The sequence below is a fragment of the Leptospira interrogans genome (genome assembly GCF_900156205.1).
GTDB lineage: Bacteria > Spirochaetota > Leptospiria > Leptospirales > Leptospiraceae > Leptospira > Leptospira interrogans.
Window position 1 is genome coordinate 22,963 of sequence record NZ_FTNA01000035.1, and the last position, 18,185, is coordinate 41,147.

Consider the following 18,185-nt stretch of genomic DNA (forward strand, 5'->3'; position numbering starts at 1 on the left):
TTGTATTTTTCTTTTTCATGATCAAACTTCACGGCGCAAGTATCAGTAATTACGTTAATAAAGTTAAACTAGGTATTTTAGAAAAAGGTTTAGAATACGAACAAATCAGAATCGCACCTTCTCAAGAAGAGGATTTTTTAAAAATCAGTCCTATGGGAAAAATTCCGGTTCTGGAAATGGATGGAAAATTTATATTCGAGTCGGGAGCTATTTTAGAATTTTTAGATACGATTTTTCCACAAACTCCTAAACTGATTCCGGAAGATCCCTGGGAAGCGGCAAGAGTTAGAGAAATCTCCACGATAATAGAGACCTATTTGGATATACCTGCAAGAAGAATCTATCTACCTGCGGCCAAAGTTTCTCCGGAAATAGTAGAAGAGGTTCATTCAACCCTAGTCAAAGGAATCAAGGCACTTCAAAGAGTGGTTCGATTTTCACCTTACATAGCAGGAAATGTTTTTACACTGGCGGATTGTTCTGGCTTTGCCCACCTATCCGTGTTAGACGAAGAACTACGTCCCTTTTATCCTAACAACCATCCCTTAGATCTATTAAATGGTTGGAAAGAATACTTTGTATTTATGAAAACCAAAGCAGGTCCTGCACTTGTAGAAAAAGACAAACAAATTCTTAAAAAAATTTTAGCAAGAGCCAAAACAAAAATCGGATAACAGCGGAAATTCTTAGGCTAATTTAAAATTGATTTGACTCTCTAAATCAGTAAAATAGCCTACTGTGGTCTTTATGGAACCAGAAAAAGTAATCTCCATCCCGATCCGGGAACTTCCTCATCTCAAAGTTCTTTTGGCAGGCTGGTATAATTTTCTAAAAGAAAGTTACGATCAGAAAACGATCGACCAAAGCGAATTCAAAGACGCTCTTAAAAGTAACGTTGTCTATAACATAGATCAGGATCAGGTAGAAGTACTTTTAGCGGGAAAAGAATCCTTACTGCAAAATTTTAGGAAAAGTCTTTCTTAATCAACTTTTAAGCCGCTTCCTTAAGCCCGTATAGTTTCAATAGAGATTTTACCTCTGGTTCTCTTCCTAAAAATCTTTTAAAAAGTATCATCGCGTTTTCACTTCCGCCTTTTTCTAAAATCTCTCTAAAGTATACTTCACTCAGTTCAGAATCAAAAATCCCTCTTTCCACAAAAGCGAAAAATGCGTCGGCACTCATGACTTCCGCCCACTTATAACTATAATATCCCGCAGCATAACCTCCCGAAAAAATATGAGAGAATCCGTTTTGGAAACGATTATATTCCGGAGGAATCACAACCGCTACTTCTTTACGAACGTCTTGAAGAATAGAATGTACCTCTTCTTCTGTATGACTTTTTAAATGAATGAAAATATCAAAAAGTGAGAACTCAAGTTGTCTTACGATTCCCATTGCGGAAAGAAAGTTTTTAGTCTCCTTGAGTTTTACGATCATAGAATCCGGAATCGTTTCTCCGGTTTTATAATGTTTTCCGAATATCTTTAGAACGTCCGCTTCGGTCGCAAAATTTTCCAAAAACTGTGACGGAAATTCTACCGCGTCCCACTCTACTCCATTAATACCACTTACGGGGGGCTCTTCTATTTTTGTACAAAGATGATGTAAAGCGTGTCCCATTTCGTGAAAGAAAGTTACCACGTCCCTATGTTTTAAAAGAGATGGAGAATCTTTTGTAGAAACAGGAAAATTACAGACCACAAACGCAGTTGGAAGAACTTCGCGTCCATTCATTCTATTTCTGGAATGCCAGTTGTGCATCCAAGCTCCGCCCTGTTTGTCCTTACGAGTTTCCAAGTCCAAATATAAACGAGAGAGAAGTTTTCCTTCCTTATAAAGATCATAAACTTGAACCTTTTCTTCCCAGACTTTAGCGGAAGTTTTGCGAAATTCAATTCCAAAAAGCATATTCAAAAATTGGAATGTTCCGGAAATGACACTGTCCTTTTCAAAATATGGACGAGTTTCCTCTTCATCAAAATTGAATTGGGACTTCATCATCTTTTCACTTACAAACGCAGTATCATAAGCCTGAATAGAATCAATTCCCAAAGTTTTTGCAAAATCAGAAAGATCTTTAAATTCTTTTTCTGCAATCGGTTTAACTTGTTTGGCGAGGTCTCTTAAAAATTTTAAAACCGTAGGAACGGAATTGGCTACTTTAGTGGCCAAAGAAAGTTCCGCGTAGCTGAAATAGTCTAAAAGTCTTGCAAGTTCACTTCTCAAAGAAAGTATTTCTTGGATCAGTTTTCCATTTTGAGGAGCACGTGTAGTATAAGCCTTATATAATGATTCTCGAATATTCCGATTTGGACCATGAGTCATATAAGCGGTATAACTAGGCATCTGAAGTGTAAAACAATATTTACCGTCTTCTGTTTTAGCAGCGTTTAGATCGGATTCTGGAATACCTTCTACGTCTTCTGGGCGATCCAAAATCAATTCAAATGTGTTTGTAGCATCCAGAAGATTTTGAGAATATTGATTATTTAAATCGGAAAGTCGAATTTGAATTTCCTGGATCCTTTTTTTAATCTCTGGTTTTAAACCAATACCACTCAACCGAAATTGTAGAATAGAATCTTGAAGACTTTTATTTCGGGGAATACTCAAGATATTCTCTTCATTCTTTAGAATTTCCTGATATACAGAGTTTAATTCTTCGTTTTGTCCTAAGTCAGAATAAAAAGCGGTAATTTCTGGAAGCACTTCCGTATAATACGTTTGGATCTCCTTAGAATTTTTTACGCTATTTAGATGGGCAAGAACGGTAAACTCTACCTGCATTTCTTGCACGAGATCGTCTAAAGGACGAATAACGTTCTCGTAAGACCTTTCTTTTTGAGAAAGTAAAACCGGAATTTCATTTCGGATCTTTTTGATTTTTTCTAAAATTTCGTTCTTAGTGAGTATTACTTTATCTGCTTCAAATTCAGGAAACATACTTCCAATATCTTTCCCACCTTCGAAACTTCATCCATTTTTTTGACTTATGTAAAATTAGAATCATGATTGAGTCCTCTTTTAAAAACTCTAAATATTTTTGAAAATTTTTATTCGGAGTTTTGCCGTCCGAAAACGGCCGGCCGCGCTGCTACGGGCTCGCGAATTCTCGCTCGGGCTTCGTCTAAGACGAAGACTTCCCCTACACATCGCTAAGCCACGTATATTTTAAAATTTATATAAGTTGTTACAATCTTTTTGTAAAATGTGTTAGTTCCCACGTTTTTAAAAACTTGCCCTTAAAACTTTCATAAAATTCTATTGATCCCTATCCAATTGAACATCTAAATGTTTATCACAAAGTGTAAGCACTTCATTTCGGTATAATTCCATGCGAAAGCAATTAAGACTCGGAACGGTCTTTCAAACTAAAGCCGTCTCACTCCTTGAAATGCCGATCCTTAGAGAAACATTCCCTGAGTTTCCGGGGTTCCAGTCTTTCGGATCGTTCGACAAATCGCGTTCTATAACAAATTGAATTCAGGAAAAAATTTTGTTTTCGAGCGAACCCTCAATTTTTTAATCGAGACTGAAAGCGCGGTCGATTGAAGCAGTTTTGTTAATAGCCACTATGAAATTTTTCAAAAACTCTATAGAAGTGCAAACGATTGGATACTTCTATTATACAATTCTGAGTAACGTAAAATCAACTGAATGTTGAACTCTTAGTTTCGAATTCAATCTCAACAGTTAAAAAATAAAATTGAATCCTTTTTAATAATTAATCGATAAGATTTCTTTTCAAGTTTGACTACAAATTGTTAAGTTGTAAAACACGAAAACCTATGTCGACCTCTACCATTTCTTTTTATGGATTTTTGATTTTTTTGTTAAGCGGGTGTTCTCCTATAAAAGCAGAACTTCCTTACTTTTCCCCTAACTTAGAATGTTCTAAAGAAGAGATTCCACTTTTTATTCAACCCGCTCAAGATGTTGAAACTGGAAACCGTTTGGAGATGATTTATTGTAGTAAAACGGAAACTATTTCAGAAAAAAAAATTGAACTGAGTCTTGTTTTTCAAGACGAAAGACATCCATCGATTTGGAAAGATAAGGTCTATCGGATTTATAGAGGTTTTAAATATGGAAGACATAAGGATATTGAAACACTTCTTCTCGAGTTTTCAAAAAAAGGAGAACTACTCAATATTCATCTCAAAAACGTTTACTCAGGAGAACAAAGATTTGCAGCAGATCCGGTACATCATTTTGATTCCATTTTAAAATCAGAACAAATCATGAGAGATGAAGGGAAACCAGTTTTATTTATTAACACTTGGAATCATATGTTTTCAGAAACGAACATGAACCCAGAACTTTCCGAAAAAAAATTAAATTCTATTGAACTTCGAACCGGAAGCAGAGAAAAATTAGATTCCTTCTATTTGGAAAAATAAGATTAGCTTTTCCAAATTCCTTCAACTGAACTAAATTCAGTAAATGCCTCTAGTCAACATTCTGGTTCTCATCTTTGTTACACAAAGAGCACGCTCTTTTATCTAGGAAAAGTGTTTTACTGAGTTCATTCGATCCGCTCTCTCTTCTATGGTGCTCGATAATAAAAAACTTTTCCGTGTGATTATAGACAAAATACTGGGAAAATCGAAAATACCAAGAGGCCTATATGACCAAAATTCCAAACAAACCTTTTGCAGAGTTGGCGCCAAACACCACAGTTTCAAAAGATCAAGTAAAACGAAATATTTACGGAAGATATTTAGAGGAATTTACAGAAGGAGAAATTTTCGAACATCCCAGAGAAATCACAATCGATAGAGCCTTTGCTCAAGAATTTGCTACAACTTTTATGGACGCAAATCCTCTTTTTTTATCTGCACCTTATGCAAAAGCACACGGGTTTCAAGATATGTTAGTTTCTTCCCTTCAGGTTTTTAACATCGCTCTTTCTCTTGGAGTACAAAACGATTCCGAAAAGGCGCTCGCAAACTTAGGATACTACAACGTTCAATTCTTAAAACCGGTCTATCCAGGCGATACACTTTCCGCAAAAACTAAAATTCTCAAAGTGGATGATAAAGGTTCAGACAAACCCGGAATCGTAAGCGTTCGTACAATCTGTTTAAATCAAAACAAAGAACTGGTTTTACAATATGAAAGAAAAATTATGATCTATCGTTCTAACGGAAAACCAAAAGGAAATCCAAAGCCTGTAATCAAAGACGCTTTTTTTCCAGAAACGGATTCCCCAGTTATCGAACTTCCATCTCTTAAATTTCCGGTTGAATTCAAAGCCTCTACTGGGTCAGATACTTATTTTGAAAATTTTCAACCAGGTCAAATCTATATCCACCAAAATGGAAGAACAATCACTGACGAACATTTTCCTTGGACTTATAGAGTTGGAAACACCCATCCACTTCATTACGATAAATTGTATTCCGCAGGAATTTCCGGACCAATGGGAGGAGAACCTGTGGTCTACGGAGGGCTCGTCTTCGCATGGTTATGCGGAATGGCTTCTAGAGATATTACAGAAAATATGATCTGGGATTTAGGTTTCACTGAAGGTTATCATACACAACCTTCTTTTAGCGGAGATACAGTCACGGCGATCACGCGAGTTCTTGCAGTAGAAGACCGCGGAACTGATTTCGGAATTCCTGCAGGAGCGATTCACCTTCAAATCATAGGTTTGAAGAATATCAAGGCAAATGACGCTTTCGAAAAATTTGGCGAAGATCTATTTCTAAAAGAAAACGATAAGAAAAAACACGGAAAAGAAAAACTCGCTGAGAAAATTTTCGAAATCGAAAGAAAAATTCTAGTTAAGAAAAAAGGTTAATACTTTTAGAACCAAAATATAAACCTTCTAGAATTTGAAATATCAATTCAATATAAGAGCGTTGACAAAGTAAATTTACAGTCAACGGCTCTTTTTTTAATTCGATGCGAAGAGTTTATTCTTCTCAATTCAATTATTGATCATTGTAGAGTGCATCTACCTTCTAAACATTGATTTACGAGTGAGCTGGTTGGATATTCCCCTGTTCCTCTTCTATCCTCCCCTTCTCCTGTGCAATTTCTGTTAGAGATCATAAAATCAAAAGAGTTTTGATAAGATCCTACTAGTTGTATTGTTATAAGTCTTATAAGAGCCCTATCCGATCTTCCTAATTGATTATCAACTACCTGGATCGGATCTGTGGAAGGTGTTAAAGATTGTCTGTAAAAACTAAGTGACGCAGAGATTAAGCTAGTTCGCATTACTACTAATCCTTGAGAGGTCCTAAGAATGGGAGCCGCATGCCAACCTAAAGTTCCATCTGGACGTCTCCTTCCCAGTATTGCAATCCAAAGGCTTCCGTGGGAAGAATCGATGAGTGAACTAACGTGCGATAATATCTCAGAACGAGTAGTGAATTCAGCAGAGATAGCCCAATTGTACTGAGGTAGAATAGTTCTAGCAGATGCAAATGTCACTAGTCTGTTTCTGTTGTCAGCTGGAACAACATTAATGGAACTATACGCTCTCGGTATATCCGTCAACAATCTATCCAAGAACGGATAACGTTGTCTAAACGAGATAAAAGGATCAGTATTTGGAGCTGTATCGAAAAAATATCCACCGCTCTGAAGAGGCTCTTGAGAATGATACTCCTGAAGTTCAGCTACCATCTGAAAAGCCTGAAGCGTACAAATGCCACATATCCCACTTCCCTGGGTCGTATCTACAGTTGAAATCGCTATTTGATAAAGTCTCCGAATCCATGCCTCGGATAATTGAAAGTCTGGCGGTAAGGTCCTGACTATTCTTTTATGCCCCAAACTTACGTGATTACCTGCTGGACAATACTGTTCCGTCTTACCCAGATTAGACGACACATAACGCGTCCAATTCAGTAAATCTTTAGTAACTACAAACAAAGAAGTGGGACTATTCCGAATATCCGTCTTTACAAAATCAGGTTTGGCTGTATAAACAACACCCCAATTGGATCCATATCTAGTGACCCTCAAAATATTCCCTTGATAATCCGTGATGATCCCTCCTTCATCTGTTCCCAAAGACACGTTCCAAAAAGCTGGATTATCCTTACTGATCACTGCGTCATTACACAATGCCCACTTTACCCAATTCCAATTCGATCTTCCCATCTGAGAATACATACAATATAAAGATCCGCTAATAGAATTGTATTGAGCAAGATGACCACTTTCAGGATTGTAGTAGAGAAGAGTTGTATTTTTACCGGAACCTCCCCCACGAATAAAATAACGTTCATTTCCCCAGCTATTGTTCAGATCCCAAGCGATAGAAGTTTGAAGACTGATGTTTCCGGGAGTAGCCACGGTCTTCACCCAGTCATTCATCGAAGAATCTAAAGTATGATTATAGTTATCACCAGAATTTCTAGAGATATAGCCGTACCAATTTATATCCTTCAATCGATAGTTTCCATCTGCTGTCCAAAAGGCGTTTCCTTGTAAAACCCATCTTTGCAGAGAGTCATTGATCGTACAAGGTCTAAGGTGAACATAGTCCCAGATTTGTTCTGCTTTAATTACTTTTTCTGGAGCAGTAATACACAACCACGTATTGTTAATGTTATACGAAATTCTTTGAAATACATCATATCTTGCATTCATAACGTGTTGTTCCGAGCACTGTTCAACTATAATGTAACTTTCACCTCCGCTAAAAATAGGACCGTAACAGAACTTTCTACCGTCATGAATAACGACCTTGATCGCTTTATCTTTTGGTGAATCAGTAGATTTTTGAACAATCGAACCAGTAACACTCGATGGGATAGGTGTAAATGCAGGATTCACTCCATAAGAGTAGTCAGCTCTAATAAAAACGAACAAAACTAACAAAGACACTTTCCATTTACGCATTTTTCTTTCCTTTTGTAAGATTAAAGAAAATCCTCTTTATTTAGTATATTCTAATGAACTGATAAATTATTTATTATAGGCTTAAATTTTAATTATATTAAAATTCTAATTCGTATTTTTTCTAAACTCCGAAGATCAATTTATTATTTTCACGTGTTCGGCATAAGAAATATAATGTGATTCTTAATCTTAAGAATTAAAATATAGTATCCATATTTCAATATTCTTATTAAAGTAGTTATGTAATCTATGAAACGAATCGTATTCAAAAAAAAGCATATATTGGAATGGGAAAACGTTCCCGAACCAAAAATTCAAGGAATCAACCAAGCAATTGTAAAACCAATCGCGGTTTCGCGTTGTGATCTGGATCTTCCGATAGTAAACGGTTATACTTTATTTAGACCGGGAATTCCAATCGGTCATGAGTTCGTAGGAATGATCGAAGAAACGAGTCCTGAAATCGCAAACCAATATCCGAAAGGAACCAAGGTAATCATTCCGTTTCAAATTTCCTGTGGAATTTGTCCAGATTGTACACTAGGACGTTCCAAGGCTTGTACTTCGGTCCCTTACGCAAGTCATTACGGAATGGGACCTTCCGCAAAAGAATTCGGCGGTGCCTTGTCAGAAAAAATTTGGATTCCATTCGCCAAACAGATGTTAATCCCCATGCCTTCGGATATGGACGTGATCTCACTCGCTTCGATCAGCGACAATATAGTGGAAGCGTGGAAATTGGTAGGACAATGGCTGGAGAAAAAACCGAATTCTCCTGTAATGATTTTGGGAGGTTTAGCTTCAAGTATCGGTTTGTATTCCGCTTCTCTCGCAGTAGGAATGGGTTCTTCCGAAGTTTTGTATCTGGACAACGATTCAGAAAGACTTAAAATTGCGGAAAGCCTAGGTGCTAAAGCGGTTTCGTATTCCGTTCTTCCCAAGGCTTGGGAAAGAAAATTTCCCTTAATCGCGGATTGTCACGGTTTGAAGGAAGGAATGGATTTCGCATTAAAATCTCTTTCTACGGAAGGGATCTATGGTTCTGCATCCATTTTCTGGACAAATAAATTAGAAATTCCTTATTTAGATTTATATAATACTGGAGCAACCTTGAAGATTGGAAGAGTAGACTCAAGGGAATATATTCCGCATATCCTAAAAAAGATTTCTGAAAAAAAGATTAAACCAGAAAAAATTGTGACCAAAATCTGTTCTTTCGAAGAAGCTACAGAAGCCTGGCTCGAACCGGCGATCAAGTTGGTGGTTAAAATGGACTGAATCACATTCCAATTTCTGAATCAACCCAACTAACCAGTCCACAAAAGTCCGCTTTTTTTAGTTTTTCTATTCTATCTAGAATAGATTGGGCTTCCAGTGAAATAGCACGAAACTTTTGCAAATCTATTCTTATGAAAAACTTGTAGTAGTTCCTACAAAAATTCCTGTCGGTAATTCTACTTGAACGTGAGTTCGGTGTAAGAAAAAATTTTCTAAAAGTATGAGTTCCTACAATTTTAGAATTTGTTCGTAAAATCGTGATTTGTTGTAATTCCTTACATCATTTTACAGACAAACTTAAACTTTGTGGTAGTTCCCACACTTGAATACGATAGATTCAATTGTTATAAATTTCTATTTTATCAATTGTGGTAGTTCCCACATTTAAAGAATCGATTTGTAAAATTTAGATTTCAACTTTTTCAGAATCATGGATTTTTACGCCAAACTCTCATTACTTTACAAAAACACGTTTCGGTTCGGTTCGGAGTATCTATCATCTGGCTGGGCCTTAAATTTCATGAAAAGAAATTTGTCAGAATTCAAAAAGTTTCTTATCTTTCCAATGTAGCACTCATGGAACCTTTAGAATTGGACATTCTAGGATCGGCTCCATAATTTAAAATTCTCTCTTGAACATGTTCTGCGTGTTCTAATTCTCCCGAAAAAACGACTGTTCTTTTTTCTTTATCTACTTGAACCGCATGTAGAAATGCTTTTTCTACAGTCATCATACAGATTTCAACGAGCATTTCAATTACATACTCATAAGTATGTTCGTTATCGTCCCAAAGTACAACTCTCCAAGGTCCTCCCGTTGATTTCGTGGACTCCTCAGTAATTTCATTTAGGTCTGGAGTTTGTGTACTCGCCATCTCGCCAAAAATCTTACCAAGAAATGAGTGTAAGAAAAATTTCTTTTCTTACAAAAATCTTCGCTCTTTGAAAAAGAAAAAAGATTATATGAAATTTCATTCTCACCGATCTAGAATTTTATTTTTTGAGAGTCTTCGCCTTCTTCACAGTTTCAACGATATTTTTAGAACGAAGACCAAAATAATCTAAAAGTTCCTTCCAAGTTCCGGACTTTCCAAATTGATCTTTCATACCCACTTTTAAAACGTGAACTGGATATTCTTCCGATAAAAATTCGCTAACTGCGGAACCAAGTCCACCGACCACGTTATGTTCCTCGCAAGTGACTACTATCCCACATTCTTTAGCGTATTTTAAAATTGTTTCCTTATCGATTGGTTTGATCGTAGCCATGTTCAAAAGAGTCACTTGAATTCCTTCCTTGGACAATTCTTCCGATGCTTTGATCGCCTCGTTTACAAGAACCCCATTAGCGATGATGAGTACATCCTTACCTTCTCTCATCACTTCCGCTTTTCCGATTTGAAACTTATAATTTTCTCTTTCGATAATAGGAACATTGGGACGTCCTACTCGAACATAGACCGGACCTTTATAGTCGGCGATTGCATGAATTATCTGTTTGCATTCGTTGTAGTCCGAAGGACAGATTACAGTCATTTCAGGAATGACCCTCATAATCGCAAAGTCTTCGATACATTGATGAGAAGCCCCGTCCTCACCTACGGTAATTCCTCCATGAGAAGCAACCAGCTTTACATTTAAAAATGGATAAACCACACTATTTCGAACAATTTCCCAAGCTCTTCCTGAAAGAAACATTGCAAAAGAAGAAGCAAATGGAACAAGTCCTGAAAGCGCCAAACCGGCTGCGTGACCAACTAAGTTCTGTTCAGCGACACCTACGTTAAAAAAACGATCTGGAAAAGCTTTCGCAAACTTATTGGTTTTTGTAGATCCAGAAAGATCTGCATCTAAAACGACCACATCCGGACGAGAAGCACCTAATTCATGCAGCGCGTCTCCATAACCATCACGAGTAGCTTTTTCAGTCGCAGTCGATGTGCTTGGAGCTCCCATTTTTATATTATCCTTTTAAAGCAGAGGCTTTGTCGGTTTCTTCCCAAGTAAAAGTGGAACCCTTTCTTCCGAAATGCCCATAAGAAGCGGTTTCTCTATACTTTCTTCCTTTTTCGAGAAGTTTGAGAGATTCTATAATTCCTCTTGGAGTTAGTTTGAAATTAGCTCGAATTCTTTTTACCAATTCTTCTTCGGAAATTTTTCCGGTTCCAAACGTGTCCACATGAACTGAAACTGGTTCTGCAACACCAATCGCGTAAGCAAGCTGCACTTCACATTTGTCAGCAAGTCCCGAAGCCACTACGTTCTTTGCAATATAACGTCCCATATAAGCCGCTGAACGATCTACTTTAGAAGGATCCTTACCGGAGAATGCACCTCCTCCGTGTCTTCCATATCCACCGTATGTATCCACAATGATCTTTCTACCAGTTAACCCCGCGTCTCCATGAGGTCCCCCAATAATAAACTGACCAGTAGGGTTAATAAAATATTTCGTATTGTTCAGAAGATTTGCAGGAATCACTTTCTTGATACATTCTTCGATCAAAGCTTCTTCAATTTGTTTATGAGTTACATCCGGAGAATGTTGTGTAGAAATTACCACCGTGTCTATACGAACCGGTTTTCCGTCTTTATATTCTACCGTAACCTGAGACTTTGCATCGGGTCTTAAAAACTTCAGTTTATTACCATGTCTTAGTCCAGCTAAATGTTTAACTAGCTCATGAGAATAGTAGATTGGCATAGGCATCAATTCCGGAGTTTCATTGATTGCAAAACCGAACATCAAACCTTGATCACCTGCACCTTGTTCTTTGAAAAGACCTTCTCCCTCAGTTACGCCTTGAGAAATATCCGGGCTTTGTGCATGAACATGCGCGGAAACTACCGCAAAGTCGGCATCAAATCCCATCGTAATATCATTATAACCTATATCTCGAATTACATTTCTTGCAATTTCTTGTGCGTCTACTTTTCCCTTACTTGTAATTTCACCTGCAATTACGACCAGATTTGTGGTCACTAAGGTCTCGCAGGCAACTCTAGATTTTGGATCCTGTTCAAGATAAGCATCTAAAACTGCATCGGATATCTGGTCACAAACCTTGTCCGGATGACCTTCGCCAACTGATTCCGAAGTAAAAATAAAATCTTTTAAAGACATCTGTTCTTCCTGAAGGTGAAAAATTAACGGAGAAGTTCCGCTCTGATCCCAAAAACCTACGGATTGCCTTGGTGTCAAGAAGATCCAAACTATGTTCCTTTCGAACAAATTGAACGTCTGAAATTAGAATTGAATTGAAGCATATACGTCCCGAATATTTTTGAGAAACCATGAAAATTCGAGTTTCAGACATCAAAGTAAAAAATCGGATTCGTAAAGACTTAGGCGATCTTCAACCTCTCAAAGAATCCATTCAAAAATTAGGACTTCTACATCCGATTTTAATTGATCTAGAAAATACTTTGATCTCCGGAGAAAGAAGACTTGAAAGCGTAAAAATTTTAGGCTGGGAATACGTAGACGTTCGAATCGTAGACATTCGAAACAAAAAAGAAAGAGTTCAGATGGAAGCGGAGGAAAACAATATCCGTCTAGAATTTACTTCGGAAGAACAAGAAAGAGTCAGAGAATTATTGAAGAGATACTCTTATACTACCGTCTTTGGAAGAATTTTCGCATGGATTTTAGATTTGCTGGACTGGTTGAAGCGATTTTTTCAAAAAAAATAATCAATTTGTGTCTGAGATTTGAAAACGCTTGTTTGATAGTTTTTTAAGAATTTCTGATGTTTCAATCGTATAGAAATTCTAAATTTAGAAATCATCCTTTACTTTTCTCTAAGACTTATATAACAATCGCTTTAAACTCAAATTATAATCTTTCAGATAAAAAATTATTCAATATTGATTTACAAAAAATTCCTAAGTTCATACCGTGATTTTCCTAACTAAGGAGAGTCTATGAAAAAACTTTCGATTTTGGCTATCTCCGTTGCACTCTTTGCAAGCATTACCGCTTGTGGTGCTTTCGGTGGTCTGCCAAGCCTAAAAAGCTCTTTTGTTCTGAGCGAGGACACAATCCCAGGGACAAACGAAACCGTAAAAACGTTACTTCCCTACGGATCTGTGATCAACTATTACGGATACGTAAAGCCAGGACAAGCGCCGGACGGTTTAGTCGATGGAAACAAAAAAGCATACTATCTCTATGTTTGGATTCCTGCCGTAATCGCTGAAATGGGAGTTCGTATGATTTCCCCAACAGGCGAAATCGGTGAGCCAGGCGACGGAGACTTAGTAAGCGACGCTTTCAAAGCGGCTACCCCAGAAGAAAAATCAATGCCACATTGGTTTGATACTTGGATCCGTGTAGAAAGAATGTCGGCGATTATGCCTGACCAAATCGCCAAAGCTGCGAAAGCAAAACCAGTTCAAAAATTGGACGATGATGATGATGGTGACGATACTTATAAAGAAGAGAGACACAACAAGTACAACTCTCTTACTAGAATCAAGATCCCTAATCCTCCAAAATCTTTTGACGATCTGAAAAACATCGACACTAAAAAACTTTTAGTAAGAGGTCTTTACAGAATTTCTTTCACTACCTACAAACCAGGTGAAGTGAAAGGATCTTTCGTTGCATCTGTTGGTCTGCTTTTCCCACCAGGTATTCCAGGTGTGAGCCCGCTGATCCACTCAAATCCTGAAGAATTGCAAAAACAAGCTATCGCTGCTGAAGAGTCTTTGAAAAAAGCTGCTTCTGACGCGACTAAGTAATCTGTTTAAACAATTTTCTAGGTTAAAAAGCCACCGAAAGGTGGCTTTTTTATTTTTATAATTGATTAATATATTTTAAAAAGTTTTTAACTCGATCGATCCTTCAATTCCACTTACTCGCTTTTATTTTTACAAGCTTCAACCTACTATAAACTCAAACATTAGATTTTCCTAAAACTACATTTGAATATTTATTTCTGATTTCTCTGTTTAGAAAAATTACGTTTAACGTATCACATTTGTTTTAAAGAATCGATCGAAACTTTTTAAGTAAGGCGAGTTCGGTGTATAAAAACGAGAAAAAATTTTCTAAAAGTATGAGTTCCTACAATTTTAGAATTTGTTCGTAAAATCGTGATTTGCAGTAGTTCCCACGCTTGAATACTACAGATTCAATTATTATAAACTTCTATTTTATTAATTGTGGTAGTTCCCACATTTTAGAAATTGAGATTCCAACTTTTTTCAGAACCATGAGTGTTTTCCTCAAACTTGCGTTAAGTAAGGCGAGTTCGGTGTATAAAAACGAGAAAAAATTTTCTAAAAGTATGAGTTCCCACATTTTAGAATTTATTTGTAAAATCGTGGCTTGCAGTAGTTCCCACACTTGAATACTACAGATTCAGTTATTATAAACTTCTATTTTATCAATTGTGGTAGTTCCCACATTTTAGAAATCGAGATTTCAACTTTTTTCAGAACCATGAGTGTTTTCCTCAAACTCGCGTTAAGTAATTAGAGTTGTTGCAAAATTCTATAGTGGCAATTAACAAACTGCTTCAATTACTACTCGGACGCATGAATAGAATACTTGTGTTAGATTGTTTCAAAAATTTGAATATTTTGGTTCTGCTTTAAAATGCCGTAAATTCCGAATTTGCGTTATTTTTTAAGTATCACTAGTTTTTCGTAAATTAGGCCGTTAATAACTTGGTACTATTTTCATGCGTCCGAGTAGTAACCGTTTTTACTCATAACTATATAATAAAGTACCTAATATTTTGCATAGGATCAGTGTTTTGTGATAAAATTAACGGTACTCAATTTTACAGAGATCAGTAATGGAGAATTTATGACTCTATTTTTGAAAATAAATTTTATTTGTAATTGCATATTTCCTATAGAATACAAAAAGATCCTTACCAAATCTACTTGCAACCATGTCAATTTTGAGTGTAAAATTAGAATTACGAATTGAACTCGTCTCAGAAGAATTTTAATTTTATAAGCCATAAAAAGATTCAAAAATAATAAAATATTCAAAAAGAGATTTAACATGATCGAAAATAATTACTTTTTAGAAAACCAAGATTTACAGGAAAATTTTCAATTTATCATAGATTGGAAAGAGATCATAGATGGTTTTGAAGACGATTTTGCTGATCATAAAATCTTTCAAAAAAACGGAAATGAATCCTTATCGATGGCTCCCGGTTCCCATGACGAAGCATTAGAATATTATAAATCTATTTTAGAGTCCGGTGGTGAAATAGCAGGAAAACAAATCGCACCTATCTCAAAAGATATGGACTCGGAGGGTTTAAAATATTCATCCGGAAAAGTTACTTTTCCAGAAACTATGATCAAAGGGATAGAACAGGTAAAAAACTCAGGAATTCTTCCCTACAGCATAGGAAGAAAACACGGCGGACTCGGAGTTCCTGCAACCGTTCAATGTATGATGTTGGAGTTATTTTCCAGAGCCGATGGCTCTTTTGCGATCGCACTTGGATGTCTCAACTTGGCAGAAACCATAGAACGTTTTGGTTCCAAGGAAATGATAGATGAATACGTTCCTAAAATGGCAAACGGAGAAATTTTTGGAGCCATGGCTTTGACAGAACCGAACTACGGATCGGATCTTCCGAATCTACAAACCAAAGCCATAAAAGACGAAAATGGAATCTGGAAACTCACCGGAACCAAACGTTTTATCACCCACGGTTGCGGATTTGCTAATATTCCAGCTGTAATTTTGACACTTGCAAGAACTGGAACCCCCACAAGCGGAGCTCGTGGTCTTTCTTTTTTCTTAGTAAAAAGTTCGGACGTTTTTATTGCCGGAATCGAAAAGAAAATGGGACTCCACTGTTCTCCTACTTGTGAAGTGGTCTATGAAAATACTCCCGGAATTTTAATTGGTGAAGAAGGATATGGTTTAGTCCGTTATTCTATGGCAATGATGAACGGTGCTAGACTTTCGATCGCTGCACAAGCAATGGGAATTGCAACAGCCGCTTATATGGAAGCTAAAAAATATGCCTCCGAAAGAGAACAATTTGGAAAAAAAATTCAAAATATTCCCGCCGTCCATAAAATGTTATCCTTTATGGATAGAGAAATTGCTGGAATGAGAGCAATTTTATTGGAAGCCTCTCGTTCTATCGATCTCTATCACTGGAAATCAGAAAGGATGAGAGAAAATGGAATAGAAGAAAGAGAAATCAAAAAAGATGAAACAATTCGCAAATGGGAAAAATTAGCTAATCTTTTTACTCCATTATCAAAATATTATATTACAGAACTTGCAAATAAAATAGCATACGATGCCCTTCAAATTCACGGAGGAGCGGGTTTTACTTACGACTACGACGTTTCTAGAATTTATAGAGACGTTCGAATTACAAATATTTACGAAGGAACAACTCAACTTCAAGTTGTTGCGGCAATCGGAGGAATTGTATCCGGTATGTCTCCCAAAGGTCATTTACGTCAGTATTTTGAGGAAGAGTTTTCTAAAATTGGTGGCGGTTCTACTTTGTTAAACGAAAACAAGGATTCTTTAGAAAAGATAGTAGAATCCTATTCTTCGATCGAAAATTCATCCTTAAGAGACGAAGTCGCTTTTGAAGTGGTTCAATCTGCTGCAAGAATTTTGATAGGTTTACTTTTGGAAAAAGGAGCTTCCAAACTCAACGGCGAAACAAAGAAAAAAAGAGAAATTCTCGCCAGAGATTATAATCTCGAATCAAAAGCCATTCTTCTTTCAAATCGAATTATAATTGAAAATCGTCAAACTCAACTAACGTTTGTATAATCAATGAAACTTAAGATTTGTTTTATGATGACACTTTGATAAACTATTTCTCTATAGAAAATTCAATTTGAAACCTAAAGTAGTAATTCAAATCTACAAAAGTAGGCTCGTCTTATCTAAAGAAGATCGTGGTTTTCAAAATAGACCCGTTCTGAAATGGCCGGATTCTATTGAATCTTCTACATCTAAAATAGAAGACGATTGTGTCCGCTTTATTTCCAATCTAGATTTTAGTACAACAGAATCGTTTGCAAATTCAGAATTTTTCGTTACTTTAGATTATCATCCAGAGACTAAAATTCCCAAAAACCAGTTCATGACGATCTTAACGAAGTTTCATTTAACTTTTCAAAATTAACTAGATTCAAATTTGATATCTTCGAATTTGAAAAAATGAGTTCGGATTAAGTAAATTTATTTTTTAATGGAACAAATTTGGGCATTCCTAAAAGACAATCTTTTCAAATAGCCAGCCTAAGTCTAAATTCACCGGTTAGAATCAAAATCAATTGGAAAAGCGACTTTTCTTTTTCTCAGGGAAAAGAAAGACAATTTTACGAACTAGATTATATCGTTGAATTTAAAGGTATATTTGAAACTTTTTTGAGAGAAAATCCCAAAACAGAAACCTTTCTCAAATATATCCAAATATCGAACTGTAAGGAAATAGATCTTAGAAAAATTCTCAATGAATACGTGTTTGATGCAAAAAAATTAGATTTTTTAAAGTAACAATTACTATAATTTTGACGAAGCCTTACTTTAATATTATAGTTTTTGAATATTAAAACAAAAACTTTTGCATTCATTTTTATTTCTTATACCAAGATGAACTTTTACGAAATAATACTTTATTTCATATTACTTAGGAAGCATAAAGTCTTATTCAGACGATTTATAACACGCAGTATGACCTAGTAACATAAAAGTAGACACCTTTTTTTCCAAGAATAGAGGTAAAAGGTGAGAATGAAAGGAAGAAGAAAATATTCGCCGGAGTTTCGGGAACAAGCGGTAAACCGGACGTTAAACGGATCGTTTACAATAAAAGAAGTAGCAGAGTCCTTAGGAGTTAGCTACTTTGTATTGAGACAATGGAAGGCCGAGCATTTGAAAAAGAAGGAAACAGAGCAACCACTTCCGGATAAACAGCTAAAGGAAAGCGAAGAGTTGAAAAGACTTCGTAAAGAGAATCTGAGATTAAAGGATGAGAACGCGATCTTAAAAAAGTTTGCGGCCATGCTTTCCCGCGAACAGAAT

General features: G+C 36.3%; 16 protein-coding genes and 1 pseudogene. 11 read left to right on the forward strand and 6 right to left on the reverse strand.

The features are described 5' to 3' along the window. Positions 1-17: 17 nt before the first annotated feature. Positions 18-674 carry a glutathione S-transferase gene (locus BW942_RS18705; RefSeq protein ID WP_000593328.1) on the forward strand — a complete coding sequence of 219 codons (657 nt, stop codon included), beginning with the start codon at positions 18-20 and terminating at the stop codon, positions 672-674. Positions 675-747: 73 nt separating this feature from the next. Next, positions 748-984: a hypothetical protein gene (locus tag BW942_RS18710; RefSeq protein ID WP_000433088.1), complete on the forward strand. Its 237-nt coding sequence runs from the start codon at positions 748-750 to the stop codon at positions 982-984. A 7-nt stretch (positions 985-991) separates the two neighbouring features. Here the strand turns inward: BW942_RS18710 and BW942_RS18715 are convergent, their stop codons facing one another. After that, the gene (locus BW942_RS18715; RefSeq protein ID WP_000483795.1) at positions 992-2,947 is read right to left on the reverse strand and encodes a M3 family metallopeptidase; all 1,956 of its coding nucleotides are present in this window, start codon (positions 2,945-2,947) and stop codon (positions 992-994) included. A gap of 845 nt (positions 2,948-3,792) precedes the next feature. Between BW942_RS18715 and lsa23 the strand changes: the two genes are divergently transcribed. Next, positions 3,793-4,404 (forward strand): surface adhesion protein Lsa23, encoded by a 612-nt coding sequence (gene lsa23, locus BW942_RS18730; protein WP_000108058.1) that lies wholly within the window; start codon positions 3,793-3,795, stop codon positions 4,402-4,404. 227 nt (positions 4,405-4,631) lie between these two features. Then, positions 4,632-5,810 carry a MaoC family dehydratase gene (locus BW942_RS18735; RefSeq protein WP_000161597.1) on the forward strand — a complete coding sequence of 393 codons (1,179 nt, stop codon included), beginning with the start codon at positions 4,632-4,634 and terminating at the stop codon, positions 5,808-5,810. 140 nt (positions 5,811-5,950) lie between these two features. Here BW942_RS18735 and BW942_RS18740 read toward each other — a convergent pair whose 3' ends face one another. Next, positions 5,951-7,867: a DUF1561 domain-containing protein gene (locus BW942_RS18740; protein ID WP_001233606.1), complete on the reverse strand. Its 1,917-nt coding sequence runs from the start codon at positions 7,865-7,867 to the stop codon at positions 5,951-5,953. 249 nt (positions 7,868-8,116) lie between these two features. Between BW942_RS18740 and BW942_RS18745 the strand changes: the two genes are divergently transcribed. After that, entirely contained in the window at positions 8,117-9,145 is a 1,029-nt protein-coding gene (locus BW942_RS18745) for a zinc-dependent alcohol dehydrogenase (protein ID WP_000822886.1), read from the forward strand. A gap of 554 nt (positions 9,146-9,699) precedes the next feature. On the opposite strand, the gene BW942_RS18750 is transcribed toward BW942_RS18745, so the two are convergent. The 3 genes from BW942_RS18750 to metK all read right to left on the reverse strand — a co-directional run bounded on the left by BW942_RS18750 (position 9,700) and on the right by metK (position 12,269). Beyond that, the gene (locus tag BW942_RS18750) at positions 9,700-10,020 is read right to left on the reverse strand and encodes an ATP-dependent Clp protease adaptor ClpS (RefSeq protein WP_000168949.1); all 321 of its coding nucleotides are present in this window, start codon (positions 10,018-10,020) and stop codon (positions 9,700-9,702) included. Between the two features lie 118 nt (positions 10,021-10,138). After that, complete coding sequence (locus BW942_RS18755; protein ID WP_000501205.1) at positions 10,139-11,101, reverse strand: transketolase family protein; 963 nt, start codon at positions 11,099-11,101, stop codon at positions 10,139-10,141. A gap of 7 nt (positions 11,102-11,108) precedes the next feature. Beyond that, on the reverse strand, positions 11,109-12,269 hold the full coding sequence (gene metK, locus BW942_RS18760; protein ID WP_000053346.1) for a methionine adenosyltransferase: 1,161 nt from the start codon (positions 12,267-12,269) through the stop codon (positions 11,109-11,111). A 170-nt stretch (positions 12,270-12,439) separates the two neighbouring features. On the opposite strand from metK, the gene BW942_RS18765 reads away from it, so the two are divergent. Next, complete coding sequence (locus BW942_RS18765; RefSeq protein ID WP_000702765.1) at positions 12,440-12,838, forward strand: ParB N-terminal domain-containing protein; 399 nt, start codon at positions 12,440-12,442, stop codon at positions 12,836-12,838. Positions 12,839-13,069: 231 nt separating this feature from the next. Next, the gene (gene lipL32 / locus BW942_RS18770) at positions 13,070-13,888 is read left to right on the forward strand and encodes a major surface lipoprotein LipL32 (RefSeq protein WP_000736494.1); all 819 of its coding nucleotides are present in this window, start codon (positions 13,070-13,072) and stop codon (positions 13,886-13,888) included. Positions 13,889-14,899: 1,011 nt separating this feature from the next. On the opposite strand, the gene BW942_RS21595 is transcribed toward lipL32, so the two are convergent. Continuing rightward, the gene (locus BW942_RS21595; RefSeq protein ID WP_000933232.1) at positions 14,900-15,166 is read right to left on the reverse strand and encodes a hypothetical protein; all 267 of its coding nucleotides are present in this window, start codon (positions 15,164-15,166) and stop codon (positions 14,900-14,902) included. Between BW942_RS21595 and BW942_RS18785 the strand changes: the two genes are divergently transcribed. The 4 genes and pseudogenes from BW942_RS18785 to BW942_RS18800 form a co-directional block, all read left to right on the forward strand. Next, entirely contained in the window at positions 15,165-16,925 is a 1,761-nt protein-coding gene (locus BW942_RS18785) for an acyl-CoA dehydrogenase family protein (RefSeq protein ID WP_000572090.1), read from the forward strand. The genes BW942_RS21595 and BW942_RS18785 overlap by 2 nt on opposite strands. A gap of 67 nt (positions 16,926-16,992) precedes the next feature. Further along, positions 16,993-17,283, forward strand: a complete 291-nt coding sequence (locus BW942_RS18790) for a hypothetical protein (RefSeq protein ID WP_002085931.1) — start codon at positions 16,993-16,995, stop codon at positions 17,281-17,283. A 77-nt stretch (positions 17,284-17,360) separates the two neighbouring features. Next, positions 17,361-17,657 carry a hypothetical protein gene (locus tag BW942_RS18795; RefSeq protein ID WP_002145539.1) on the forward strand — a complete coding sequence of 99 codons (297 nt, stop codon included), beginning with the start codon at positions 17,361-17,363 and terminating at the stop codon, positions 17,655-17,657. A 237-nt stretch (positions 17,658-17,894) separates the two neighbouring features. Further along, positions 17,895-18,185 (forward strand): annotated as a pseudogene (locus tag BW942_RS18800) (transposase); the annotation flags it as partial.

Excerpts from the sequence above, each read along its gene's own strand:
- BW942_RS18705 (WP_000593328.1), top strand. The coding sequence starts at position 18 with ATGATCAAACTTCACGGCGCAAGTATCAGTAATTACGTTAATAAAGTT.
- BW942_RS18710 (WP_000433088.1), top strand. The coding sequence starts at position 748 with ATGGAACCAGAAAAAGTAATCTCCATCCCGATCCGGGAACTTCCTCAT.
- BW942_RS18715 (WP_000483795.1), bottom strand. The coding sequence starts at position 2,947 with ATGTTTCCTGAATTTGAAGCAGATAAAGTAATACTCACTAAGAACGAA.
- lsa23 (WP_000108058.1), top strand. The coding sequence starts at position 3,793 with ATGTCGACCTCTACCATTTCTTTTTATGGATTTTTGATTTTTTTGTTA.
- BW942_RS18735 (WP_000161597.1), top strand. The coding sequence starts at position 4,632 with ATGACCAAAATTCCAAACAAACCTTTTGCAGAGTTGGCGCCAAACACC.
- BW942_RS18740 (WP_001233606.1), bottom strand. The coding sequence starts at position 7,867 with ATGCGTAAATGGAAAGTGTCTTTGTTAGTTTTGTTCGTTTTTATTAGA.
- BW942_RS18745 (WP_000822886.1), top strand. The coding sequence starts at position 8,117 with ATGAAACGAATCGTATTCAAAAAAAAGCATATATTGGAATGGGAAAAC.
- BW942_RS18750 (WP_000168949.1), bottom strand. The coding sequence starts at position 10,020 with ATGGCGAGTACACAAACTCCAGACCTAAATGAAATTACTGAGGAGTCC.
- BW942_RS18755 (WP_000501205.1), bottom strand. The coding sequence starts at position 11,101 with ATGGGAGCTCCAAGCACATCGACTGCGACTGAAAAAGCTACTCGTGAT.
- metK (WP_000053346.1), bottom strand. The coding sequence starts at position 12,269 with ATGTCTTTAAAAGATTTTATTTTTACTTCGGAATCAGTTGGCGAAGGT.
- BW942_RS18765 (WP_000702765.1), top strand. The coding sequence starts at position 12,440 with ATGAAAATTCGAGTTTCAGACATCAAAGTAAAAAATCGGATTCGTAAA.
- lipL32 (WP_000736494.1), top strand. The coding sequence starts at position 13,070 with ATGAAAAAACTTTCGATTTTGGCTATCTCCGTTGCACTCTTTGCAAGC.
- BW942_RS18785 (WP_000572090.1), top strand. The coding sequence starts at position 15,165 with ATGATCGAAAATAATTACTTTTTAGAAAACCAAGATTTACAGGAAAAT.
- BW942_RS21595 (WP_000933232.1), bottom strand. The coding sequence starts at position 15,166 with ATGTTAAATCTCTTTTTGAATATTTTATTATTTTTGAATCTTTTTATG.